Source organism: Neisseria weaveri (assembly GCF_900638685.1).
GTDB classification, from domain to species: Bacteria; Pseudomonadota; Gammaproteobacteria; order Burkholderiales; family Neisseriaceae; genus Neisseria; species Neisseria weaveri.
In genome coordinates this window covers 316,997-340,381 of sequence record NZ_LR134533.1, presented here as the reverse complement: position 1 = coordinate 340,381, position 23,385 = coordinate 316,997, and the positions used below count along the sequence as shown (strand labels likewise).

At 52.8% G+C, this 23,385-nt stretch carries 20 protein-coding genes and 1 pseudogene; 7 read left to right on the top strand and 14 right to left on the bottom strand.

The genetic code is table 11. The features are described from left to right. Positions 1–53: 53 nt before the first annotated feature. The 5 genes from tadA to EL309_RS01650 all read right to left on the bottom strand — a co-directional run bounded on the left by tadA (position 54) and on the right by EL309_RS01650 (position 3,471). Positions 54–797, bottom strand: a complete 744-nt coding sequence (tadA, locus tag EL309_RS01670) for a tRNA adenosine(34) deaminase TadA (RefSeq protein ID WP_193777296.1) — start codon at positions 795–797, stop codon at positions 54–56. A 188-nt stretch (positions 798–985) separates the two neighbouring features. Continuing rightward, the gene (gene xerD / locus EL309_RS01665; RefSeq protein ID WP_004284245.1) at positions 986–1,858 is read right to left on the bottom strand and encodes a site-specific tyrosine recombinase XerD; all 873 of its coding nucleotides are present in this window, start codon (positions 1,856–1,858) and stop codon (positions 986–988) included. Between the two features lie 81 nt (positions 1,859–1,939). After that, positions 1,940–2,407 (bottom strand): methylated-DNA--[protein]-cysteine S-methyltransferase, encoded by a 468-nt coding sequence (locus EL309_RS01660; protein ID WP_004284247.1) that lies wholly within the window; start codon positions 2,405–2,407, stop codon positions 1,940–1,942. 21 nt (positions 2,408–2,428) lie between these two features. Next, positions 2,429–3,013 carry a GNAT family N-acetyltransferase gene (locus EL309_RS01655; protein WP_004284249.1) on the bottom strand — a complete coding sequence of 195 codons (585 nt, stop codon included), beginning with the start codon at positions 3,011–3,013 and terminating at the stop codon, positions 2,429–2,431. Positions 3,014–3,027: 14 nt separating this feature from the next. Continuing rightward, entirely contained in the window at positions 3,028–3,471 is a 444-nt protein-coding gene (locus EL309_RS01650) for a peroxiredoxin (protein ID WP_004284250.1), read from the bottom strand. A gap of 213 nt (positions 3,472–3,684) precedes the next feature. Here EL309_RS01650 and EL309_RS01645 point away from each other — a divergent pair, with 213 nt between their 5' ends. The 3 genes from EL309_RS01645 (at position 3,685) to EL309_RS01635 (ending at position 7,037) form a co-directional block, all read left to right on the top strand. Continuing rightward, positions 3,685–4,959, top strand: coding sequence for a NupC/NupG family nucleoside CNT transporter (locus tag EL309_RS01645; protein WP_004284251.1), 1,275 nt, complete (start codon positions 3,685–3,687; stop codon positions 4,957–4,959). 99 nt (positions 4,960–5,058) lie between these two features. After that, positions 5,059–5,964, top strand: a complete 906-nt coding sequence (hemF, locus tag EL309_RS01640) for an oxygen-dependent coproporphyrinogen oxidase (protein ID WP_004284252.1) — start codon at positions 5,059–5,061, stop codon at positions 5,962–5,964. Positions 5,965–6,071: 107 nt separating this feature from the next. After that, the gene (locus EL309_RS01635; protein ID WP_004284253.1) at positions 6,072–7,037 is read left to right on the top strand and encodes a tRNA dihydrouridine synthase; all 966 of its coding nucleotides are present in this window, start codon (positions 6,072–6,074) and stop codon (positions 7,035–7,037) included. A 123-nt stretch (positions 7,038–7,160) separates the two neighbouring features. Here the strand turns inward: EL309_RS01635 and EL309_RS01630 are convergent, their stop codons facing one another. From EL309_RS01630 to EL309_RS01595, 7 genes are all read right to left on the bottom strand, one after another. After that, positions 7,161–8,564 carry an SLC13 family permease gene (locus tag EL309_RS01630; protein ID WP_004284254.1) on the bottom strand — a complete coding sequence of 468 codons (1,404 nt, stop codon included), beginning with the start codon at positions 8,562–8,564 and terminating at the stop codon, positions 7,161–7,163. 469 nt (positions 8,565–9,033) lie between these two features. After that, positions 9,034–10,008, bottom strand: coding sequence for a peptide ABC transporter ATP-binding protein (locus EL309_RS01625; protein ID WP_040669871.1), 975 nt, complete (start codon positions 10,006–10,008; stop codon positions 9,034–9,036). Further along, complete coding sequence (locus EL309_RS01620) at positions 10,005–11,003, bottom strand: ABC transporter ATP-binding protein (protein ID WP_004284258.1); 999 nt, start codon at positions 11,001–11,003, stop codon at positions 10,005–10,007. The genes EL309_RS01625 and EL309_RS01620 overlap by 4 nt, the downstream gene beginning before the upstream one ends. Continuing rightward, positions 11,003–11,908 carry an ABC transporter permease gene (locus EL309_RS01615; RefSeq protein WP_004284259.1) on the bottom strand — a complete coding sequence of 302 codons (906 nt, stop codon included), beginning with the start codon at positions 11,906–11,908 and terminating at the stop codon, positions 11,003–11,005. Before EL309_RS01615 ends, EL309_RS01620 begins: the two co-directional genes overlap by 1 nt. Before the next feature lie 22 nt (positions 11,909–11,930). Beyond that, on the bottom strand, positions 11,931–12,944 hold the full coding sequence (locus EL309_RS01610; protein WP_004284261.1) for an ABC transporter permease: 1,014 nt from the start codon (positions 12,942–12,944) through the stop codon (positions 11,931–11,933). Positions 12,945–13,349: 405 nt separating this feature from the next. Beyond that, positions 13,350–14,990: an ABC transporter substrate-binding protein gene (locus EL309_RS01600; protein WP_004284264.1), complete on the bottom strand. Its 1,641-nt coding sequence runs from the start codon at positions 14,988–14,990 to the stop codon at positions 13,350–13,352. 451 nt (positions 14,991–15,441) lie between these two features. Beyond that, complete coding sequence (locus EL309_RS01595; RefSeq protein WP_004286118.1) at positions 15,442–16,515, bottom strand: sulfate/molybdate ABC transporter ATP-binding protein; 1,074 nt, start codon at positions 16,513–16,515, stop codon at positions 15,442–15,444. Positions 16,516–16,648: 133 nt separating this feature from the next. Here EL309_RS01595 and EL309_RS01590 point away from each other — a divergent pair, with 133 nt between their 5' ends. The 4 genes and pseudogenes from EL309_RS01590 to EL309_RS01575 form a co-directional block, all read left to right on the top strand. Further along, the gene (locus tag EL309_RS01590; protein WP_004284270.1) at positions 16,649–16,945 is read left to right on the top strand and encodes a hypothetical protein; all 297 of its coding nucleotides are present in this window, start codon (positions 16,649–16,651) and stop codon (positions 16,943–16,945) included. Positions 16,946–17,052: 107 nt separating this feature from the next. Further along, the gene (locus tag EL309_RS01585; protein ID WP_040669875.1) at positions 17,053–19,272 is read left to right on the top strand and encodes a TonB-dependent siderophore receptor; all 2,220 of its coding nucleotides are present in this window, start codon (positions 17,053–17,055) and stop codon (positions 19,270–19,272) included. A 151-nt stretch (positions 19,273–19,423) separates the two neighbouring features. Then, complete coding sequence (locus EL309_RS01580; RefSeq protein ID WP_004284273.1) at positions 19,424–21,190, top strand: ABC transporter ATP-binding protein/permease; 1,767 nt, start codon at positions 19,424–19,426, stop codon at positions 21,188–21,190. A 116-nt stretch (positions 21,191–21,306) separates the two neighbouring features. After that, a pseudogene (locus tag EL309_RS01575) lies at positions 21,307–21,498 on the top strand (ABC transporter six-transmembrane domain-containing protein); the annotation flags it as partial. A 49-nt stretch (positions 21,499–21,547) separates the two neighbouring features. On the opposite strand, the gene cysW reads toward EL309_RS01575, so the two are convergent. Both cysW and cysT read right to left on the bottom strand, forming a co-directional pair. Beyond that, positions 21,548–22,408 carry a sulfate ABC transporter permease subunit CysW gene (gene cysW, locus EL309_RS01570; RefSeq protein ID WP_004284275.1) on the bottom strand — a complete coding sequence of 287 codons (861 nt, stop codon included), beginning with the start codon at positions 22,406–22,408 and terminating at the stop codon, positions 21,548–21,550. A gap of 99 nt (positions 22,409–22,507) precedes the next feature. Next, positions 22,508–23,344: a sulfate ABC transporter permease subunit CysT gene (cysT, locus tag EL309_RS01565; RefSeq protein ID WP_004284276.1), complete on the bottom strand. Its 837-nt coding sequence runs from the start codon at positions 23,342–23,344 to the stop codon at positions 22,508–22,510. Positions 23,345–23,385: the final 41 nt, after the last annotated feature.

The following is a 23,385-nucleotide window of genomic DNA, read 5'->3' as shown; positions in this document are numbered from 1 at the left end:
CGGTTTATCGGTTTTTCACGGCATTCAGGCCGTCTGAAAAACGGCGGCGGAAATTAATCCGATGTGTATCCGGCCGGGTTGGAACGGCGTTTGTTTTGGAAGAACTGCTGCAGCAGGTTTCGGCTTTCGTCTGCCAAAACGCCGCCTTTGACGGCGGTATGTTTGTTGAGGATGGTGTTGGCAAATAGGTTGGTAACGCTGCCGGCCGCACCGGTTTTGCTTTCGGGCGCACCGTATACCACGCGTCGGACTCTGGCTTGGATCAAGGCTCCGGCGCACATGGCACAGGGTTCGAGGGTAATGTAGATGTCGCAGTCTTCCAAACGGTAGTTTTGCAGCGTTTGTCCGGCTTGGGTTAAAGCCATGATTTCGGCATGGTGGCTGATATTGCAGTCTTGAATGCACCGGTTGTAGGCAGTGGCGATAATGCGGTTTTGATGGACGATAACCGAGCCGACCGGCACTTCGCCCGATTCTGCCGCTTTTGCCGCTGCCGCCAGTGCATGACGCATAAAATATTCCATGTCGGATTCGCTAGGGAAAACGGCAACGGGCGGATGACGGCGTATGCTTTGCAACAGTTGTTGTTTGCAGTGTTCCGACAAGTCTTGCGGTGCCGATCCTTCGATTAAGGCGGCCAGCTGCCAAAGTGTGCTGCGGGTAACGGTTTGCCCGGCTGCTTTCAAGAGCAGAAAAGTTTGGGCGGCTCCGAGCTGTTGCAGGTCTTGCAGTGTGTGTATGCCCAATTGCTGCAGGGTTTGCAGGGTTTTGGGGGCGATGGGCGGTGTGGTGAGCAGCATGGATAAGCGGATTAATCTGAAAGGTTTTATTGTAGCGGAAAATGAAGAAATGATAATGGACGGTTGGGCGTATGTTGTTCGATTAACATTTTGAACGATCTGATTTTGACAGTTAAGAAACAGGCCGTCTGAAATATTTTCAGACGGCCTGTTTTCACTTCTGCACCAATAACTTAACCGCTAACTTAACCGCGCGGATGGTGTTCCTGCACGATGTTTTTCAACCTCTCGTTGGCAACATGGGTGTAAATCTGGGTAGTGCTGATGTCGGCGTGGCCGAGCAGCAGTTGCACCACGCGCAGGTCGGCGCCGTGGTTGACGAGATGGGTGGCGAAGGCGTGGCGCAGTCCGTGCGGGCTGATGCGGTGGATGCCGGCTTCTTGGGCGTATTTTTCGACAATCATCCAAGCGAGCTGGCGGCTGATGCCGGTGCGTTTCTGGCTGACGAATAATTCGTCGCAGGCTTTGTTTTTCAACAGCAGCGGGCGGGCTTCGGCAAGGTAGCGTTCTATCCAGTAAGCGGCTTCTTCGCCGAGCGGCACGATGCGCTGTTTGTTGCCTTTGCCGATGGTGTTGATGATGCCTTTGTGCAGATTGGCTTCGCCGATTTTGAGTTTGACCGCTTCGCTGACGCGCAGACCGGTGGCGTAGATAAGTTCCAACAGGGCTTTATCGCGTAAGCCGTGTGTGCTTTCGGTGTCGGGCGCATTCAGCAGCGCGTCGATTTGTGTTTCGGTAATCAGCTTGGGCAGGGTTTTGGGCTGTTTGGGCGTGGTGAGGTGGCGGGTGGGATTATCGCTGCGCCGTTCGGTTTCGAGCAGCCAACCGTAGAGGCGTTTGCAGGCGGAAAGGGCGCGGGCTTGCGAACGGGTTTTCTCGTCGGGATGGTAAATGGCGGCGGATAAGTCGCTGCTTTGTGCGTTTTGCCAATTGAGGCCGTGTTCGGCCAAGCGCGCGGCGACTTTTTGCAGATCGCGCCGGTAGCTGTCGAGTGTGTTTTGGCTGAGGCGGTCGTTGAGCCAGAGGTGTTCGAGCAGGCGGTCGATTAGGTCATTCATAGATGTTTGTATACCGGTTGGTTTTCAGACGGCCTTAGCAGTAAATAAACTTTATTTCTGATACGACTTGCTGCAATAAATTTATTTGCTATTTATTTCAACACCTTCATGTTGCAGCAGCCAGCGTTTAATCGCCAGCGCGTCGCCTTCTCCGCTGGAAAATCCGCCCAAGCCTTGTTTGGCGACGACGCGGTGGCACGGTACCACTAAGGCCAGCGGGTTTTTGCCGCATGCACCGCCGACTGCGCGGGGATGGCTGCCGATTTTGCGGGCGATGTCTTGGTAAGTGAGCACTTCTCCGACGGGGATTTCGGCAATCGCCTGCCAAACTTTCTGCTGAAACGCCGTGCCTTGCGTGGAAATCGGGTGATGAAAGTTTTTCAGACGGCCTGAGAAGTAGTCGTCCAGTTTCTTTTTCCATGCTTCAGGCAAAGGGTAAGGCGCATATTCGGGGCGGCCGTGCAGATTCAGTTCGACGAGGTTTTCTTCTGCGTCGAAAATTAAGGTGATGTCGCCGAACGGGGCGGAATAAAGACAAGGATAGTTCATGGTTTGAGGCCGTCTGAAAAATTATGGCTGCACATGCACTCGCGCCGCCAGCTTGGCTTCAGCTTGCGGCCATTCTGCGCGGATCATGCTGTACATCACGGTATCGCGCACGCTGCCGTCGCGCCGGGCTTGGTGGCCGCGCAAAACGCCGTCTTTTTTCGCGCCCAAGCGTTCGATGGCTTGCTGCGAACGGGTGTTCAGAATATCGGTGCGCCAACCCACGGTTTGTACGGCCAGCGTTTCAAAGGCATGGCGCAACAGCAGGTATTTGCAGGTGGTGTTCACATGGCTGCGCCAGTAGCTGCGGGCATACCAGGTATAGCCGATTTCCAACCGCGCGGCGGCGGGGACGATATCGTGATAGCTGGTGCTGCCGATCACTTTGCCGTTGCGCTCGTCAATCACGGCGAAGGCTAAGCGGTTGGGCATGTTTAGGGCCGTCTGAATATAGGCGGCGGTATTGTGCGGCTCGGGCACGGAGGCAAACACCAGCTGCCACAGTTCGCCGTCGGCCGCGGCTTCGCGCAAACCTTCTTCGTGCTGCATACCCAACGGCTCCAAGCGGATGCCGTTTAAGCTGAGGGTAATCGGTTGCGGCGTGTTCATGATTCCACCTTTTTTCAGACGGCCTTACTGACGGTTTCCAACACTTCCTGCGCGTGCCCCGCTACTTTGACTTTGCGCCATTCGTGCTCGATTCCGCCTTGTTTGTTGAGCACGAAGGTGCTGCGTTCGATACCGAGCGATTCTTTGCCGTAGAGTTTTTTCAACTTGATCACGTCAAACAGCTTGCACACGGTTTCGTCTTTGTCGCTGAGCAGTTCGAATTGGAAGCCTTGTTTGGCGCAAAAGTTCTGATGCGATTTCACGCCGTCGCGCGAGATGCCGACCACGGTGTAGCCGAGGGCTTTGAATTGCTCCAAGCGGGCGTTGAAGTCCAAGCCCTCGGTGGTGCAGCCGGGCGTGCTGTCTTTGGGGTAGAAATAAACCACCAGCGGCAGGTGTTCGGCAGAAACAAAGTTTTCGCCGGAAGATGAGGGAAGGGTGAAATGGTAGGCAGACATGGTGCGGCTCCGTGAAAAATTTCAGACGGCCTTATCTTAAGGGATTCTTTTTATTTGTGCCAAGCGTTTCAGGCGGGGTGGGTTTTATTTATAATGGCGTAAAAATACGGCAGATGGATTTTATGCTTGTTGCGGTGCTGCGGTCGGTTATCGCAAATCGGTTTATCGGCTGTAACAACTTTAAACAGACGCTTTCACTTTTAAGGATAAAACATGGGTGCATTGAACAGTTTGCTCGGTATGGCGGTGCTGATTGCCATTGCCGTACTGTTGTCGAGCAACCGCCGCGCGATCAATATCCGCACGGTAGCGGGTGCGTTTCTGATTCAGGTGGCATTGGGTGCGTTGGTGCTGTATGTGCCGGCCGGCCGTAAGGTATTGGCGGCGATGTCGGACGGCGTGGGCAAGGTGATTTCTTACGGTAACGAGGGTATCGGCTTTTTGTTCGGCGGTATGGTTTCCGACAAGATGTTTGAAGTATTCGGCGGCGGCGGTTTTGTGTTTGCGTTCCGTGTGTTGCCGATGATTGTGTTTTTCTCGGCGCTGGTGTCGGTGTTGTATTATTTGGGCATTATGCACTGGTTGATCCGCTTTATCGGCGGCGGTTTGCAGAAGCTCTTGGGTACGTCGAAAGCGGAATCGATGTCGGCGGCGGCCAATATTTTTGTAGGGCAGACGGAAGCGCCTTTGGTGGTTCGTCCTTATATCAATAATATGACCCGTTCTGAGCTGTTTGCCGTGATGAGCGGCGGTTTGGCTTCGGTGGCCGGTACGGTGTTGGGCGGTTATGCGCAAATGGGTGTGCCGCTGCCTTATCTGATTGCCGCTTCGTTTATGGCGGCGCCGGGCGGTTTGCTGTTTGCCAAGTTGTTGGTTCCGGAAACGGAAACCGTGCGTGCCGATGTGTTGGAAGACGAGGAAGAATCGGCCAAGCCGGTCAATATTATCGATGCGGCGGCAAGCGGGGCGATTACCGGCTCGCAGATTGCGATTTGTGTCGGTGCGACATTGTTGGCGTTTGTGGCGTTGATTGCGATGATTAACGGTATTATCGGCGGCGTGGCCGGATGGTTCGGTTTTGAAAACATCACACTGCAGTTGATTTTGGGCTGGTTGTTTGCACCGTTGGCTTGGTTGGTGGGTGTGCCGTGGCACGAAGCGGGAATTGCCGGGTCGCTGATCGGTCAGAAAATCGTGGTCAACGAATTTGTGGCTTATTCGGAATTTGTGAAATATCTGTCGCCGGAATCGGCGGTGAAGCTGGGTGAAACCACGCAGGCGATTATTGCTTTTGCTTTGTGCGGTTTTGCCAACCTGGGTTCGATTGCGGTGTTGGTGGGCGGTTTGAGCATTATGGCGCCGAACCGCAGAAAAGATGTGGCGCGCTTGGGTATTAAGGCTGTGATTGCAGGCTCGTTGTCCAACCTGATGAGCGCGGTAATCGCCGGTTTGTTTATCGGGCTGTCGGGCGCGGCATTGATCGGCTGATATTGGTAAATTGATGGAGAGGCCGTCTGAAAATTCCGTTTCAGACGGCCTGTTTTTCTTTATAATAAACGTCGCTTTTAACAGATGATGAGGTTCGGTATGTACACGGAATCGGTATTGGCGGTATTGAAAGAATTGCAGCGCAAAATCTGTGCCGCATTGGAAAGCCAAGACGGCGCGGCGGTGTTTGAAGCCGATGTCTGGCAGAGTAAATTGGGTACGGGCGAAAGCCGTGTTTTGAAACAGGGTGCGGTTTTCGAGCAGGCCGGAGTGAATTTTTCGCATGTGAAAGGCAACGCCATGCCGGCTTCGGCGACGGCGCACCGTCCGGAATTGGCCGGAGCGCCGTTTGAAGCGATGGGTGTATCGCTGGTGATTCATCCGCGCAATCCGTATGTGCCGACCAGCCATGCCAATGTCCGTTTTTTTGTGGCTTATCCAGAAGGTAAAGAGCCGGTTTGGTGGTTTGGCGGCGGCTTTGATTTGACGCCTTTTTATCCGTTTGAAGAAGATATCTTGCATTGGCACAAAACCGCACGTGATGTGTGCGCGCCTTTCGGCGAAACGGTTTATGCGGAATACAAACAATGGTGCGACGAGTATTTTTATTTGAAACACCGCGGCGAAACGCGGGGCGTGGGCGGTTTGTTTTTCGATGATTTAAACCGTTGGGATTTTGAAACCTGCCTGAATTTTATCAGGCAGGTGGGCGAAGGGTATATCGAGGCGTATGTGCCGATTGTGGCCAAACGCAAGCATACGGAATACGGTGAGCGCGAACGCGATTTTCAACTGTACCGGCGCGGACGCTATGTCGAATTTAATTTGGTGTGGGACAGGGGAACGCTGTTCGGTCTGCAAAGCGGCGGACGCACGGAAAGTATTTTGATGTCGATGCCGCCGCTGGTGCGTTTCGAATACCGTTACGAGCCGCAAGAAGGTTCGGCGGAAGCACGCTTGAACGACTTTTTAAAACCGCGCGACTGGCTTGCCGAGCCGGGCTGACATTGTTCTGCATATCCAACAGGCCGTCTGAAAAATCTGCTGTTTTTTCAGACGGCCTCAACTATTGCTTACTGCATTGTGCTTAAAACGGAAACGTAAAACGATAAATGACTGAATTAAAAACAGAGTGCAGGCTGATTCTTGCACCGATGCAGGGCTTGGTCGATCCCGTCATGCGCGATCTTTTGACCCGTATCGGCGGATTTGACGAATGCGTCAGCGAGTTTGTCCGCATTACCCATACCGTGCATTCCCGTCCGACTTGGTTGAAGCATGTGCCGGAAATAACCAACGGCAATAAAACCTATGCCGGTGTGCCGTGTGTGGTGCAGCTGTTGGGCAGCGATGCCGACAATATGGCGGTTAATGCGCTGGAAGCCGTGCGTTTCGGCGCGGATAAAATCGACCTGAATTTCGGCTGTCCTGCTCCGACCGTAAATAAGCATAAAGGCGGTGCGGTGCTGTTGAAAGAGCCGGAGCTGATTTTCCATATTGTGAAAACCTTGCGCGAACGCTTGCCGGACCATATTCCGCTGACCGGAAAAATGCGGCTGGGTTATGAAGACAAAACGCTGGCATTGGAGTGTGCCGCCGCGATTGCAGAAGGCGGAGCCTGCGGCTTGACCGTTCATGCCAGAACCAAAGTGGAAGGTTATGAACCGCCGGCGCATTGGGATTGGGTCCGCAAAATCAGAGAAAGCGTGGCTGTTCCCGTTACCGCCAACGGCGATGTGTTTACCTTGCAGGATTATTTGGATATCAAGCAGGTGAGCGGTTGCGACAGTATTATGTTGGGCAGGGGAGCGGTGATGCGCCCCGATTTGGCACGTCAGATTAAGCAGCATGAGCGAGGAGAACAGGCCGAAGAAGCCGGTTTTGATGAAGTGATGGATTGGATACGGCTGTTTTTTGACTTATGTCTGCAAAAAGAAGCCAACAACAAATATCCGATTGCACGGTTAAAGCAATGGCTCGGCATGATGAAGCGGGTTTATCCCGAAGCGGATACTTTATTCGAACGTATCCGAACGGTAAAAGATACGGAAGGGATTCAAGCGGTTTTGGCTGTTTAACTATGGCTAAGAGGCCGTCTGAAAATTTCAGGCGGCCTCTCGCTTTCAACCTTTTTCTAAAAACAAAGGTCAAATAAAAAAACAGCCTGCAGATATACAGGCTGTTTACAGATTGAATCAGGTTTAGGCGTAGAACACATAAGCCCAGAAGCCGACCAGTACGATGCACAAAATGTTCAGCAGAATGCCGACACGCATCATTTCTTTCTGCTTAATCAAACCGGTACCGAATACGATGGCGTTCGGCGGCGTGGCAACCGGCAGCATAAACGCACACGACGCACCGATACCGATCACGAACACCAGCACTTCTTTCGGCAAGCCCATTTGGGTGGCAATGCTGGCAAAAATCGGTACCAACAGAGCCGCAGAAGCGGTATTGCTGGTGAACTCGGTCAGGAAGATAATGAAGGTGGCAACCGCCAAAATCACAACCAGCGGATGAGCCAAAACGAAAGTAGTGGCCATTTGTTCGCCCAGTGCCAAAGAAGCACCGGATGCCTGCAACAAGTTGCTCAACGAAATACCGCCACCGAACAGCATCAACACACCCCAGTCGGTATTGCGTGCCACTTCCCTCCAGCGTGCCACGCCGAACACGACCACGGCAACGGCGGCAATCAGGGCAATCACGCTGTCCGGGCTGGCAATGCCGAAAGCTTCTTTGATTTTCGAACTGAATACCCAAGAACCGGCCGCCGCAATGAAAATCAACATGGCAATCACGCGGTGCAGCGTCCAAGGAATGTCTTCTGATTGAACGGTTACACGCTCGTTCAGATTAGGACGCAGGATAACGTAGAGGGCAAACAGCATCAGCGGCAAAATCAGCAGCATCATCGGCAGACCCATTTTCATCCAGCCGGTAAAGTCCAAATCCAAAGCTTTGGCGGCAATGGCGTTGGGCGGCGAGCCGACAATGGTGCCCAAACCGCCGATACTGGCACAGTAGGCGATACCGAGCAAAACGAATACGAAAGTTTTACGCTCTTTTTCTTTATCCAGATGGCTCATCATACCCATAGCCAGCGGCAGCATCATGGCGGCGGTTGCGGTGTTGCTGATCCACATAGACAGGAACGAAGTGGCGGCAAACATCAGCAAGATCGCCACTTTCATATTGCCTCGCGACAGCGACAGCAGCCATACGGCGATTTTGCGGTCGAGACGCTGCATATGCAGGGCAGTGGCCAAAGCAAAGCCGCCGAAGAAAATATAGATGATGGGATCGGAGAAACCTGCCAATGCTTTTTTGATGTTCATGTCGGGGAAGCCGAGCACGGCCGCCAAAATCGGCACCATCAATGCGGTAACGGTAATGTGTACCGCTTCCGTAAACCAGAGGATGGCAACGAACAGCAGAACGGCAATACCTTTGTTGGCATTGGCTTCGTAGGGCAGGATATGGTAGATACCGAAGCAGATAACCGCCGCGATGATGGTGGTAATCAGGCCTTTGAAGTCGGTAATCGGCGCCTGCGCACTCAGCAGCTCGACGTTGTCGGGACGAGGGCTGTTTGTACTCATGAATCAGTCCTTTGTAAAAAAACGGCACGGCGATCCCGACCGGCCTTTTGTTTTTGTTGTAACAGGCCGCAGAAAAGCCGCGATGGATTAATAAAATTGCGTGAATCAGTATAATTGTAATCGCGCGTAGTTGTAAAGATTCTGTTAATTGGAATATTTCTGCGCAATGATGCGTCATTCATATTCAGACAGCCTTGTACCGAAAGGCCGTCTGAATCCAGATACTTAGGTTGGCGGGCAGATTTAAGATTTTGTGTGAGGATGTGTAAAGTGATTGCGCCGTTGAGGAAAGCCGTTGAGGAGTGTGGATATCAAGCGGTTTGGAGTCAGGCCGTCTGAAAATTAAGGCCGTCTGAAAATTTTAGGGCATGGCGTTTCAATGAAAGAAAAAACCGTATTCTCAATCGAATACGGTTTTGTGTTGTCCGGAAGCCTTTATTTTTTCAGACGGCCTGATCCTAACGGGTTGTTAAGCGGCGATTTCTTCGATGCGCAGACAGGCAACCTGCCGGCCTTGCCATTCTCTCAGCTCCGGTACTTCTTGGGCGCAACGTGCCTGTGCATGCGGGCAGCGTTGGTGTAGGGCGCAGCCGCTTGGGGGATTCAGCGGGCTGGGCAATTCGCCTGAAAGTTTGAGCTGTACTTTCTGTTCGTGCAGGCTGGGGGCGGCGGAGAGTAGGGCTTGGGTGTAGGGGTGCAGGGGTTTGTCAAAAATGGTTTGGCTGTTGCCGTGTTCGACCACCCGGCCGAGATACATCACGATAATGTCGTCCGCCACGTGTTCTACTACGGACAGGTTGTGGGAGATGAAGACGTAGGCGGTATGGTATTGCTCCTGCAAATCCATAAACAGGTTGAGCACTTGTGCCTGAATGGATACGTCGAGTGCGGAAGTCGGTTCGTCAGCCACCACGATTTTGGGGTTGAGCATCATGGCGCGTGCGAGGGCGATACGTTGGCGCTGGCCGCCTGAAAACATATGCGGATAGCGTGAGGAATGCTCGGGACGCAGGCCGACGGTTTTCATCATTTCCATAGCACGGTCGTAGCGTTCTTTTTTGCTCAGTTTGGTGTGGATGGCTAATGGTTCCATCAGCTGGAAGGCAATGGTTTGTCGGGGATTCAGGCTGGCGTAGGGGTTTTGGAAGACCATTTGAATCTCGGTGCGCATTTCTTTCAGACGGCGTGAAGACAGTTTGGCGGTTTCGGTGCCGTTGATGGCCAGTGTGCCTGATGTGGGTTCTTCAATCAGGGTGAGTTGGCGCGCTAAGGTGGATTTGCCCGAGCCGGATTCGCCTACAATGGCCAGCGTTTTGCCGGCTTGAAGCCGGAAAGATACGCCGTTTAGGGCTTTGACGACTTTTTTGTCTTTGCCCCAACCGCTGCTTACGGGGTAGTGGCGTGTGAGGTTGCGGGCTTCTAAAACGATTTTGGATTCGCTCATCGGGCGGCTCCTTTTGCTTGAAGTTCGGTCAGGCTGCCGGAAATGCAGCGTACTTTACCGTGGGGGCTGTCCAACACGGGAGGCGGTGTGTGGCAGGCTTTGCGTGTGTAGGGGCAGCGTGGCGACAACAGGCAGCCGGCAGGGCGGTCGTATTGGCTGGGAACGACGCCCGGCAAGGATTTCAAGCGGGTTCGGCCGCGTGAAAATTCGGGAATGGCCTGCAGCAGGGCTTCGGTATAGGGGTGGGCAGGCTCTTCGAAGACGTAGGGAACGCTGCTTTGCTCGACGACTTGGCCGGCATACATCACGGAGACGTGTTTGGCGTGTTGTGCAACCAAGCCTAAATCGTGGGTGATCAGAATCATCGCCATTTCGCGCTCTTGTTGCAGGCGGTGCAGCAGATCCATGATTTGTGCCTGAACGGTTACGTCGAGTGCGGTTGTCGGTTCGTCGGCAATCAGCAGTTTCGGTTCGCAAGCCAGTGCCATGGCAATCATGACACGCTGGCTCATGCCGCCGGACAATTGGTGCGGATAGCTTTTCAGACGGCCTTTGGCGTCGGGAATCTCTACCAGCTCCAACAGTTCTACCGCTCGTGCTTTGGCTGCCGCGCCTTTTAATCCCAAGTGGGCTTTCAGCACTTCTGTAATCTGCATTTCGATGGTGAAACTGGGATTAAGGCTGGTCATGGCATCTTGGAAAATCATCGAAATGTCTTTGCCGATGATTTTGCGTTTCTCTTTGGCAGAGAGTTTGAGCATGTCCTGACCGTTAAACAGCATTTTGTCTGCTTTGATGGAAGCCGTGTTCGGCAGTAATCCCATCAGAGCCATCATAGATACGGATTTTCCCGAGCCGGATTCGCCGACAACGGCCAATACTTCGCCGGAAGACACTTCCAAGCTGACGGAGTCGACTGCCCGGAAAGCACGCGCACCCTGACCGAAAGTAACCTGCAGGTTTTCGATAGTTAATAAAGCTTGTTTGTTTTCCATTACGACACCTGTTTCAGTTTCGGATCGAGCGCGTCACGCAGGCCGTCGCCCGTTAGGTTGATCGACAAGGCGGCAATAAAAATAGCCATGCCCGGGAAAACGGCCATCCATACGTTGCTTTGGATATATTGGCGTGCGTTACCCAACATCGCCCCCCATTCGGCGGAAGGCGGCTGTACGCCCAAGCCTAAGAAACCGATGGCGCCGGCTTCTAAAATGGCGGTAGAGAAAATCATGGTGGCTTGAACAATCAACGGCCCCATGCAGTTGGGCAATACGGTAATCAGCATCAAGCGCGGCAGGCCTGCCCCCATCACGCGGGCGGCGGTAACGTAATCTTTTTGCAGTTCAACCAGAGCCGTTGCCCGGGTAATGCGGATAAACGGCGGCATACACACCAGCGAAATCGCCAAAACGGTATTGGTCATCGAGGGGCCGAGAATGGCGGCAATGATGATGGCCAGCAGCAAGCCGGGATACGACATCAGAATATCGTTAATCAGCATAATGAATTTACCCAGTGTTTTCGGCCAGAAAGCGGCCATCATGCCCAAGGTAACGCCTGCGATCATGGCGGTAACGGTGGCGGCCAGTCCGATTAAAAGCGAATAGCGGCTGCCGTGCAGAATACGGGATAAAGTATCGCGGCCGGCATCGTCCGTACCGAAAATAAATTCGGAAGTGCCGCCGAAAAACATCGGCGGAAGCTGCTCTTTGCCGGAATGCAGGATATTCGGATCATATGGAGCAATCCATGGCGCGAGTGCGGAAGAAACAACCATTAACAACAATACAATCAGGCCGACGGTTGCCCCTTTGTTTTTTAAGAATGCAGACACAAACTGCTGCCATTCGGACGGTGGCGAGATTTGTGCCGATAAGGGAGAAGTGGTTTGTGAGGACATCGTGAATCCTTCTTTTCAATAATCAGGTGTGGCGGATACGCGGATTGATCAGGCCGTAAGTAATATCAACCAGCAGGCTGATAAACATCAACATGGTCGCTACCAACAGAATACCGTTTTGAACAATCGGATAGTCGCGGCTGAAGAAGCCGTCCAACAGCCATGTGCCGACGCCCGGCCAGCTGAAAATGGTTTCGGTCAGAATCGCACCGGCCATTAAAGTGGCCATTTGCAGGCCGACAACCGTGACTACGGTAATCATGGTATTGCGTAAAACGTGTACGAAAATAATACGGGTCGGAGACAGGCCTTTGGCTTTGGCAGTGCGCACATAATCTTCGCCCAACACTTCAAGCATGGCCGAACGGGTCATCCGGGCAATCATGGCCAAAGGAATGGTGGAAAGCGCGATGGAAGGCAGCATGAAATGTTTGATGACGTCCCATAAAGCTGCGCCGTTGCCCGAGAATAATGCGCCGAGCAGCCAAGAACCGTGCCACGGTTGGATGTCGATGAATTTGATGACGTTGATCACGCCCGATACCGGCAACAAGCCGAAATAATGGGAGAAAATGCCGGTCAGAATCGGTCCGAGCAGATAGATCGGCATGGAATAGCCGGCCAGGGCGCCGCTCATCAGCAGATAGTCGAGCCAGGTTCCGCGTTTCAGGGCGGCGACAATGCCCAAAATCACGCCGACAACGGTGGCAATGATGATGGCGCAAACAGCCAATTCGAGCGTGGGAATGAAATGGTGGAAGAAATCCTGTAATACGGGTGTGCGGGTGCGGAATGTTTCGCCGAAATCGCCGCTGAGAATTTTGGTGAGGTAATCCCAATATTGGACGACGATGGGTTTGTCCAGCCCGAGACGGTGCAGCATGGCTTCGCGTACTGCCGGATCGACACTCCGTTCACCCATCATAACTAAAACCGGATCGCCCGGCACTAAGCGGATCAGGGTAAATGTGGTGATGGTCAATCCGATATAGATCGGAATCATCAGCAATACCCGACGCAAAATATAAGAAAACATAAGCCTTACTCTGGTATGGTTTGATGTAGGTTGTTGTTATGGCAAATAAACTTTGTTTCTGCTGCGGCACGGCTTTACGGCAGCCGGAAAAAGGGCAATCAGGTAAGCCGTCGGCGAGGCCGGAGAAGCGGTTTGCCGGTATCGGCGGGCTTGCGGTTTGCCGCCGTTTATCAAAAGAAAGTCTGTTTGCGATACGGTGATTTTTTCAGACGGCCTCTTACTCAAATCAAAGACAGAGGCCGTCTGAAAAAATACGACAGCCGGTAAACCGGAATATCGATGCGTTAAACCTATCGGGCGGTGAAATTTGCACGGCCTGTTTCGTAACAACGCAGCCGGTCCGGTTTATTTGTTGAAACACCGCTTTGCCCGACGGCTCGGACAAAACGGTGTGTATGCGGCGTATTATTCTACGCTTACGCCTTCGAAGCGGGTGCTGCCCAGAGGTTCAAGTACATAACCTTTTACATTCTTAGCCAACAGGGCGTCGGTTACAGAGTGCGCCAGGTAAACGGCCGGTTTTTTCTCGGTCAACATTTGTTGGGCCTGCAGGTAAAGCTCGGTACGTTTGTCTTTATCGGTAGTGCCTCGGGCATCCATGATGACTTTCTCGAAGTCTTTATCGCAGAAGCCGCCGTAGTTGGAACCGCCTACCGCAGAGCAGCTCAACAGGTTGCCGAACCAGTTGTCGGGGTCGCCGTTGTCGCCGGTCCAGCCGATCAGCATGGAATCCGCCTCGCCTTTTTTACCGCGGGTCAGGTACTCGCCCCATTCATAAGTAACCAGTTTGGCATTCAAGCCTACTTTAGCCCAGTCGGCCTGAATCATCTCGGCCATCAGCTTGGCGTTCGGGTTGTACGGGCGTTGAACAGGCATATACCACAATTCGATGGTGGCGTTTTCTTTACCGGCTTCTTTCAACAATGCTTTGGCGCGTTCGGGATCGTAAGAAGAAGGTTTCAGGTTGGTGTCCATCCCCCATTGGCTTGGCGGCAGCAGACCGGTTGCGCGGGTGCCCGCACCGGCAAACACTGCTTTGATGATGGCATCTTTGTCAATGGCCAAGTCCAAAGCCTCGCGTACGCGTACGTCCGAACCGATGCGGCCTTCGCGGCTGTTTAAGCTCAAGTAGCCGGTGTTGTAGCCTTCACGGGATTGAACGGTAACTTTGTCGGATTTTTTCGCGGCTTCTACTTCGGCTACTTTGTTGTAGCGCGACAGGCTGCATTCGCCGGCTTCGACTTTTTGTGCGCGTACGCCGGAGTCTTTAGTAATGGCGAAAATCAGATTGTCGATTTTCACATTGTCTTTGTTCCAGTAATCCGGGTTTTTAACATAGCGGATTTGCTGGTCTTTTTGGTAAGACTTCAGCACAAACGGGCCGGTGCCGACAGGTTGGGTGTTGATGTCGGCATGTTTGTTGGCAGCCGCCAATTTGTCTGCATATTCGGCAGACAGAATGTAGGCAAACGGCATTGCCAAGTTTTGAACAAACGGTGCGCTGACGTTTTTCAGCGTGATTTTAACGGTGTAATCGTCCACTTTTTCAACCGAACCTACGTCTTCGGTCATGCCCATGTCGCTGGCGTAGTGGTATTCGGCCGGATAGGCTTTGTTGTACGGATGGTCTTTGTTCAGCATGCGTTGCAGGGTAAAGACAACGTCGTCTGCATTGAAATCGCGGGTCGGCGTGAAGAAGTCGGTCGTATGGAATTTGACGCCTTGACGCAGTTTGAAAGTGTAGACTTTGCCGTCTTCGGATACTTCCCAGCTCTCGGCCAGCGCAGGCTCTACGTCGGTTGTGCCGATGGTGAACTGTACCAAGCCGTTATACAGGGTGTGGGCTGAAGCGTCGAATGTGGCACCGTCGGTGTATTGGCCGGGGTCGAAGCCGCTGGGGCTGCCTTCGGAGCAGTACACGAAAGTTGACGGGTTGGCGGCGTCTCCGCTGCTTGCAGATGTTGCTTGTTTGCTTTCGCCACCGCAGGCGGCCAGGCCTAAAACGACTGAAGCCAGCGCGGTAAGCTTGAATAAGGGTTTCTGCATAATTATTTTCCTTTCATCCTCTGTGGTTAACCGATACAACCGTTGCCGCGCGGTAAGGCGGAGATGCGTGTGCGATTGCAGTACGCCGTGACAGCCGTATATGGATTGGTCATTGTTTCTCATAAAAGTGCCCGGTTTTAGCTGCTAACTTACCGAAGCATAACAAAAACAGCACATTTGTTTACAAAACAGATGTTTTGTGAATATAACGATTCACGATTTTTTAAGCAAGTATTTTTTATTAAAGGAAAATCCGGGGCGTTTGAACGGCAAGGTTAGGAGGTCGTCTGAAAAAATGGACGCGTAAATCAACAGGGTGGTTTAGGCGGAATTAAGTATGCAAAGCCGTTTGGAACCGTTATTTTTCAGACGGCCTTTCTTAAACAGGCCGTCTGAAAAACGGAATGCAATGGGAGTTTGCTTGGCTTGAAGTGATAAACAGTATGGGTGCTTAGATGGTGTAGTCAATCAACTCGTTTTGAGAGAACACATAAATCTGCTTCGGCACCAGCGCGATATTCTGCCCGACCGCCAGCCCGAGGCGGACGGCGTCGCTGTCGGCAAAGGTGATGTGTATGTCGCGGCTGTTTTCCGCTACGGTCAGATGGGTGAGTGCGCCGGCGGAGCGGATGGTGTGGATGCGGCCGTTGAGCATCGGCGTTTCGTTGCCGTCGGCAACCGTCCATTCGTGCGGGCGCACGTAGGCGGTGGCGGTTTGTTCCTGCCATGTGCCGGAAAGGTCGAGAGGCCGTCTGAAACCGTTGTAGTGCCATGCGCCTTTTTCGATGCGGCCTTCGAAGGCGTCGGTTTCGCCGAGAAATTCGGTGACGAAGGCGTTTTCGGGCTGGCGGTAGAGGCTTTCTGCGGTGCCGGTCTGCTCGATTCGGCCGTGGTTCATCACGACGATTTCGTCTGATACTTCAAGGGCTTCTTCTTGGTCGTGGGTAACGAGGATGCTGGTTACGCCGAGTTCGTGATGGATGTCGCGCAGCCATTTACGCAGCTCTTTGCGCACTTTGGCATCGAGCGCGCCGAAGGGTTCGTCGAGCAGCAGCAGTTTGGGTTCGACGGCTAATGCGCGGGCGAGGGCGATGCGTTGGCGTTGGCCGCCTGAAAGCTGGTGCGGATAGGCTTTGGCCAAGTGCGAAAGTTGCACGAGTTGTAATAATTCTTCCACTTTGGCGCGGATGCGCTCTTTGCTCGGGCGTTCGGATTTGGGCAGCACGGTAAGGCCGAAGGCGATGTTGTCGAACACGTTCATGTGGCGGAACAGGGCGTAGTGTTGGAATACGAAGCCGACTTTGCGCTCGCGCACATGTTTGCGGGTAACGTCTTGGCCGTCGAACAGAATGCTGCCGCTGTCGGCGTTTTCCAAACCGGCGATGATGCGCAGCAGGGTGGTTTTGCCGCAGCCGGACGGGCCGAGCAGCGACACGAGTTTGCCGGTGGGCACGTTGAGGTTGATGTTGTTGAGGGCGTGAAATGGGCCGAAGTGTTTGTTGAGTTTTTGAATGGTAATGCTCATGCGGCGTTCCTTTCGGCGGCGGCTTTGTCAATTCGTTGTATGCAACTGTATCGAGGCCGTCTGAAAAAGGGAAAGAATGGTTGGTTTTAATCAAAGATGATTTTGTTATAAAAGAAGAAAAGGCCGTCTGAAAGTGGATGGTGGGGCGCAGATTGTGCTCGACAGCGTGGAGGCTGTTTTCCCCGACAAAATCAGCTTTATCACCACCGAAGCCCGGCTTACCCAAAAATCGGTGGAAACCGACAACGGGCGTGAAAAGCCGGTGTTTAAAGTCAAACTGAAACTCGCGCCGGCAACCGCGTCCCGCTACAACCACCTGCTCAAAGGCGGTATGACGGGCAACGGCTATGTGCGCACCGATGCTGCGCAGGCGTGGCCGTCTGAAAGCTGTTTTCAGTTGGGTATTTTCATGCTGAGAACCATTACATAAGAAGCATAAAAATATTTATAAATATAAATGATAATAATTTTTAAATGTATTAATATAATAAAAATTTTGAACCGATATTATTTTTACAGGTAACAGGATATTTTGAGATGAAAACATGCTTCACTTCAGTGGTTCTAACCGTAACGGCAATGGGAGCCGGAGCGTCGGCATGGGCGGAAAATGAGCCTCCGTTGTCGGATTCGGCACAGCAATCCCCGCCGCTGCAAGAGGTTGAAATAGATACGGTAACCGTGCGCGGTAAACGCATTACCATGGAAAAAGGTTATAAAGCCGAACGCAGCAACATTACCGGTGTCAACACATCCATTCTTGACACGCCTTACAGCATTGATGTGGTCACTCAAGAGCAGTTGCAGGATAAACAGCCGCAAACTTTGGAAGAGTCGGTAAAAGGCATCAGCGGCCTTACGCAAGGCAACAATTTAGCGGGCACCTTGGATACGGTTATGCGCAGAGGTTACGGAAGCAACCGCGACGGCTCGATTATGCGCAACGGTTTGGCCAGCTCGATGGCGCGCAATTTCACGGCCAATGTAGAAAGAGTGGAAGTATTGAAAGGCCCGGCGTCAATGCTCTACGGAATGCAGAATCCCGGCGGCGTGATTAATGTGGTAACCAAAAAGCCTGACCACGTGAAAAGCAGCACGACCGTCAATGCGGGATACGGCAGCCGTGCGGCAAGGAATATCGGTGTCGATACCACCGGGCCTATCGGCAACAGCGGCATTGCCTACCGCTTTGTTGCCGACTACCAAACCAAGAATTATTGGCGGAATTTCGGCAGCAATACCGAATACGTTATAGCTCCTTCTCTTTCTTGGAAAAACGATAAAACTAAGGTTTCGGCGGGCTACGAATATCAGAATTACGAAGGCGTGTTCGACCGGGGTACTTTTTTAGACGTTAGTGGCACGGCCGCAAATAATCCCAATTATGGCAAGGCGTTGGACATCCCTTTAAAACGTCGTTTGGACGACCCGATTAACGTGACCAAAGGTTATTCGCACACTTTCCAATTAAGCGGCGAACACAAGCTGAATGCCGATTGGCGGTTGCAGGCAGAGTACGGGTTCAGCAAAAATCATTACAACGATTGGCAGGCACGCGTGATGAGCTATAACGCCGCCAAGCGGGAAGTGAGCCGCCGCATCGACGGCACCAGACCTTCCGATGTAAGCACGCACAGCCTCAACCTCTCTGCCAACGGTCTGATAGACCAAGGCGAAAACATTACGCATAAATTGCGGGCATCTGTGCAATTGCAGGACTACAAACTGAAATTGGGCGATTTGCGCCGCAGTTCCGCCCGCCATACCATGAGCGTGGACAATCCTGTTTACGGGCAAAACTGGATTGAATCGACCAATCCGACGGCAGACGCGCGTACCAGCGATACGCTCGAGCATTACAAAACCGCCGCTTTGCTGTTGCAAGATTCCACCTATATCGGCGAGCGTTGGATTGTTTCCGGCGGCGTGCGCGGACAGTGGCACAAAATAGAATCCGGGCAAGGCCGTCCGGCACGCTTCCGCAACCGCAGCAGCGGTTTCGACCTTCTGCCGCAAATCGGCGCGGTTTACCTGATTAACCCGAGATGGTCGGTTTACGGCAATTTCGGCACATCGGCCAAACCCAATGCTTCGCGCAACATTGATTACGGCGGCAAAAAAATCCCGCTGGAAAAAAGCCGCCAGTTTGAGGTCGGCAGCAAATACAACGGGGAAAACCTTAGCGCGAATCTGGCTTTATTCCATATCAAAAAAAGCAATGTTGCACGCCCCGTAACTTTGGACAACGGTGAAGTGGAAACGCGCGTTATCGAAAAAAACCGCTCGCAGGGTATGGAAGTGGATGTCAACGGCAAAATTACCGACAAATTGGGTATTTCTGCCAATTACACTTTCACAGACACAAAAGTGATTGAAGATAAAAACGAACCGCTCAACGAAGGCACGCAATTCGACAGCATTCCCAAACACACCGCCGGCCTGACGCTGTTTTACGACTTCGGCCGGGCGGCGGGCGGCAACTGGCGCGCAGGGGCGGGTTTGGACTACCGCGGCACATGGGGCTTTAATTATGTGCGGAACAACCAAGCCCAATGGTTCAAACTGCCTTCGGCAACCACATACAGCGCGTTTGTTTCTTATGACACAAAAGTCGGCGGCAAACCGTTGAATGTGCGTCTGACCGGTAAAAATCTGGGCAACAAGCAATACTTTGTGTCGCACACTACCGCCACCATGGAACATTTGTCTATCGGTGAGCCGCGCACGGTAACTTTGGGCGCCAAATTAAGCTTCTGATACCTTGCCGCCGCCTTTGCATCTGGTTTTTAAAGAAGGTATCCCTCTATTTGGGTTTGCCCGTCTTAGGCGGCAATATCATTATTGTTCATTTTATTTACCCTATGCCTGTCTGAATTTTTTCAGACAGGCATCCTAATTACTGCTCATTATGGAAAAATGGCAAATCGAATTAAATGCCACGCCGCTCTGGTTTCTACAGACTTTTATAGGCGTATCTGTTTCTCTTGTTGCAATAGTTTATATTATCGGCAAAACCCGTTTCGGCAGACAGTTCCGGCAAATCCTTTCACCGTGCTTGGATAAAGCAGGCCGTCTGAAAATTCTGCTGTTGCTGGCGGCTATGGTAATGCTGCTGCTGACCGAAATCCGCCTGAATGTTTTGAACACATTTTTTTACAACGGCTTATACAGCGCATTGCAAGACAAAAAAGCAGCGGCTTTCTGGTTTTTCGCTTTAATCAATGCCGGCGTGGTGATTATGCGCACGCTCAACGGCATTGTTAACGACTTTTTAGACCAGTCTCTTGCAATTAAATGGTCTGAAAAACTGAACGGCGTGCTGGTTTCACGCTGGTTTGCCGATAAGAATTATTACCGGCTGCATATGCTGCGCCATGAACCGGATAATATAGACCAACGCATCCAGCAAGATGCGCAGGAATTTATCGCCAATACCATCGAATTTATACGCGGGATGCTTAATTCCGTTTTGTCGGCCATTGAATTTACCGTCGTGCTATGGGGGTTGTCCGGCGTTTTATCCTTATTCGGCCTGAACATTCCGCGCGGCATTGTGTTTTTCGTGTTTATTTTTGTGCTGCTTTCCACTGCCGCAGCGATGTGGATAGGTAAGCCGCTCATCCGTTACCATTACGACAATGAAAAGCTCAACGGCGACTACCGTTATTCTCTTATCCGCATCCGGGATCACGCCGAAAGCATTGCCTTTTACCGGGGCGAATGGAAAGAACAACAGCAACTGGGCGACCGTTTCCGCGCCGTCATCCGCAACCGCTGGAAAATCACCCGGCAAAGCGTAGTCTTGGGCGGATTCAACGACCTCTTGACCCAAAGCGTCCAATTGCTGCCTTTGATGCTGCAAGCCCCGCGCTTTTTTGCAGGGCAAATCAAAATCGGCGATATGCATCAAACCGTGCAGGCATTCAACCGCCTGCAACGCGCCTTGTCGTTTTTCCGTAATTTTTATGAATCTTTCACCGCCTACCGCGCCCGCTTGGAGCGTTTAAGCGGTTTTCTTTCCAACTTGCAAAACGCCGACTACGGCTCAAACGGCATTGACGTTGTTTCAGACAGGCTTGAATTGGAGAATGTTGCCGTTTACCGCACCGATGGCACGGTATTGCTCAATCATGTCGCTTTAAAAGCGGAATGCGGAGACGCTTTGCTGATTCAAGGCCCGAGCGGCTGTGGCAAGACTACATTGATGCGTGTTTTGGCCGGACTGTGGCCATTCGGCAGCAGCGGTACGGTAAGAAGGCTGCCCCATCACGAAACCCTGTTTGTACCGCAGCGCCCTTATGTGCCGCAAGGCACGCTTTACGAAGCCATATGTTATCCTGATCTCAACCCTTCGCCCGAAGAACTGCGGCTGGTATTGGCAGACTGCCGCTTGCATTATCTCGCCGGATGTTTAGACAAAGCCGACGACTGGCAGCACCGCCTTTCTCCGGGAGAGCTGCAACGTATCGCTTTCGCCCGTATTCTGCTGGCACGGCCCAAATTGATTTTGCTTGACGAAGCCACCTCCGCACTAGACGAAAGCACCGAAGCAGCACTTTACATGCTTATCCGCCAAAAGCTGCCCGACAGCATCATCGTCAGTATCGGCCACCGCAATACGCTCTATGCATTCCATAACAAAACCATGCAGATAAGCGGATCGATGGCCGTTTGAAAAGTGAAACCTCTTGGCGGGATGCCGCAGATGCGGCAAATACACTATAACGGCAACGCAGTTGAATTTTTTATAAACGGTATGACTGCACCGATGATGGGAAATGAAGTTTAACCATGTGGAATACTTTAAAAAATATCGGCACCGCACACCGCAAAAAGCTGCTGCTCACGTTCAGCATCGTGGCTTTGGAAAACCTGCTGTTTCTGATTTACCCCGTGTTCGGCGGTTTTGCCGTCAACGCGGTCATGCAGGGCAAGGTATGGCAGGCGCTGACTTACGCGCTTTGGGTGTTGTTGATGTTTTTGAGGGCGCGGAATGAGCCGAAGTGTTTGTTGAGTTTTTGAATGGTGATGCTCATGCGACGTTCCTTTCGGCAGCGGCGAGTTTGCGTTCTTGAATGCGGGTAATGATGTTTTGCAGGGCGAGGGTGGCCAGTGCGAGCAGGGCCAGCACGCCGGAGAGGGCGAATGCGCCGGTGAAGTTGTATTCGTTGTAGAAAATTTCCACCAGCAGCGGAATGGTGTTGGTTTCGCCGCGGATATGCCCCGAAACCACACTCACCGCGCCGAATTCGCCCATCGCGCGGGCGTTGGTGAGGATGATGCCGTAGAGCAGCGCCCATTTGATGTTGGGCAGGGTTACGCGCCAAAACATCTGCCGGCCGCTTGCGCCGAGAATGAGGGCGGCCTGTTCTTCGCTGTCGCCCTGTGCCTGCATCAGCGGAATCAGTTCGCGGGCGACAAACGGAAAGGTAACGAACAGCGTGGCAAGGATAATGCCGGGAATGGCGAAAATAATCTGAATGCTTTGCGCTTCGAGCCAGCCGCCGAAGGCGGTGTGCGCGCCGAATAGCAGCACAAACATCAAACCGGCCACCACGGGCGACACGGAAAACGGCAAATCGAGCAGGGTGGTGAGCAACTGCTTGCCGCGGAAGTCGAAGCGGGTGAGCAGCCAAGCCATCGCCACGCCCAGCACGGCATTCACCGGCACCACCACCGCAGCGGTAATCAGCGTGAGCTTGATGGCAGACCATGCTTCGGGGTCGGTAATGGATTGCAGATACAGAGTCCAGCCGCCTTTCAAGGCTTCGTAGAACACGGCGGCCAGCGGCACTACCAGCATCAGCAGCAGAAACGTCAGCGCAACGGCAATCAGCGTCAGCCGCAGCCAGCGCGGTTCGGTAAGGTTGGGATTGGGTGGATTGGTTTTCATGGTTTTTTAGGTTTGGTCTTTTTTATCGGTTTACTTTTAGAGGCCGTCTGAAAGCGAGCGGTGCGAGTTTCGCTAAAACTTTTCAGACGGCCTCAATCCTCAAACTTTCGCGCCCGCCCGTTTGCTCAAAGCCCATTGGCCGATGTTCAGCAAAAACAGAATCACAAACGAAATCATCAGCATAAACAAAGCCACGGCCGATGCGCCCTGCACGTCGAACTGCTCCAGCTTGCCGGTAATCACCAGCGGCAGAATTTCGGAAACCATCGGGATATTGCCCGCGATAAAAATCACCGAGCCGTATTCGCCCGTTGCCCGTGCGAACATCATGCCCGCACCGGTAATCAGGGCGGGAGCGATTTCAGGCAGCAGCACGCGGCGGAACGTAGTAAAGCGGTTTGCGCCCAAAGTGGCCGCCGCTTCTTCGTATTCGCCCGACAATTCTTCCAACACCGGCTGCACCGCCCGCACGATAAACGGCAGGCTCACCACCACCAGCGCAATCCAAATGCCGATGGGTGTGAACGCGATTTTGATGCCCAGCGGTTCAAACCACCGCCCCAGCCAGCCGTTGGGCGCATACAGCGTGGCCAGCGCAATGCCGGTTACCGCCGTCGGCAGCGCAAACGGCAAGTCCACCAGCGCATTGGCGATGCTTTTGCCGGGAAACTCATAGCGCACCAGCACCCACGCCACCAAAGTGCCGAACACGATATTGGTGAGCATGGCGTAAAACGACATCCGCAACGTGAGCCACACCGCCGCCAGCACGTTCGGCTCGGAAATGGTTTGCCAAAAAGCCGTCCAACCGATTTCGCCCGCCTTAACGGCCATCATGGCAAACGGTAGCACCACCAAAAGCGACAGGCACAATACGGTGAGGCCGAGGCTGATTTTGAAACCGGGTAACACGCTGGGGGTTTTCAGTAATAACATGACGGGTACTGTGGAGAATGGGTTGTGTGTAACTGTATAGA

Bases quoted from the DNA above. Each gene is read 5' to 3' on its own strand.
- EL309_RS01595 (WP_004286118.1), bottom strand. From the start codon at position 16,515: ATGAGCATTACCATTCAAAAACTCAACAAACACTTCGGCCCATTTCAC.
- xerD (WP_004284245.1), bottom strand. From the start codon at position 1,858: ATGAATGACCTAATCGACCGCCTGCTCGAACACCTCTGGCTCAACGAC.
- hemF (WP_004284252.1), top strand. From the start codon at position 5,059: ATGTACACGGAATCGGTATTGGCGGTATTGAAAGAATTGCAGCGCAAA.
- EL309_RS01585 (WP_040669875.1), top strand. From the start codon at position 17,053: ATGAAAACATGCTTCACTTCAGTGGTTCTAACCGTAACGGCAATGGGA.
- EL309_RS01580 (WP_004284273.1), top strand. From the start codon at position 19,424: ATGGAAAAATGGCAAATCGAATTAAATGCCACGCCGCTCTGGTTTCTA.
- EL309_RS01610 (WP_004284261.1), bottom strand. From the start codon at position 12,944: ATGTTTTCTTATATTTTGCGTCGGGTATTGCTGATGATTCCGATCTAT.
- EL309_RS01630 (WP_004284254.1), bottom strand. From the start codon at position 8,564: ATGAGTACAAACAGCCCTCGTCCCGACAACGTCGAGCTGCTGAGTGCG.
- EL309_RS01620 (WP_004284258.1), bottom strand. From the start codon at position 11,003: ATGGAAAACAAACAAGCTTTATTAACTATCGAAAACCTGCAGGTTACT.
- cysW (WP_004284275.1), bottom strand. From the start codon at position 22,408: ATGAAAACCAATCCACCCAATCCCAACCTTACCGAACCGCGCTGGCTG.
- EL309_RS01615 (WP_004284259.1), bottom strand. From the start codon at position 11,908: ATGTCCTCACAAACCACTTCTCCCTTATCGGCACAAATCTCGCCACCG.
- cysT (WP_004284276.1), bottom strand. From the start codon at position 23,344: ATGTTATTACTGAAAACCCCCAGCGTGTTACCCGGTTTCAAAATCAGC.
- EL309_RS01645 (WP_004284251.1), top strand. From the start codon at position 3,685: ATGGGTGCATTGAACAGTTTGCTCGGTATGGCGGTGCTGATTGCCATT.
- EL309_RS01660 (WP_004284247.1), bottom strand. From the start codon at position 2,407: ATGAACTATCCTTGTCTTTATTCCGCCCCGTTCGGCGACATCACCTTA.
- EL309_RS01655 (WP_004284249.1), bottom strand. From the start codon at position 3,013: ATGAACACGCCGCAACCGATTACCCTCAGCTTAAACGGCATCCGCTTG.
- EL309_RS01635 (WP_004284253.1), top strand. From the start codon at position 6,072: ATGACTGAATTAAAAACAGAGTGCAGGCTGATTCTTGCACCGATGCAG.
- EL309_RS01650 (WP_004284250.1), bottom strand. From the start codon at position 3,471: ATGTCTGCCTACCATTTCACCCTTCCCTCATCTTCCGGCGAAAACTTT.
- EL309_RS01625 (WP_040669871.1), bottom strand. From the start codon at position 10,008: ATGAGCGAATCCAAAATCGTTTTAGAAGCCCGCAACCTCACACGCCAC.
- EL309_RS01600 (WP_004284264.1), bottom strand. From the start codon at position 14,990: ATGCAGAAACCCTTATTCAAGCTTACCGCGCTGGCTTCAGTCGTTTTA.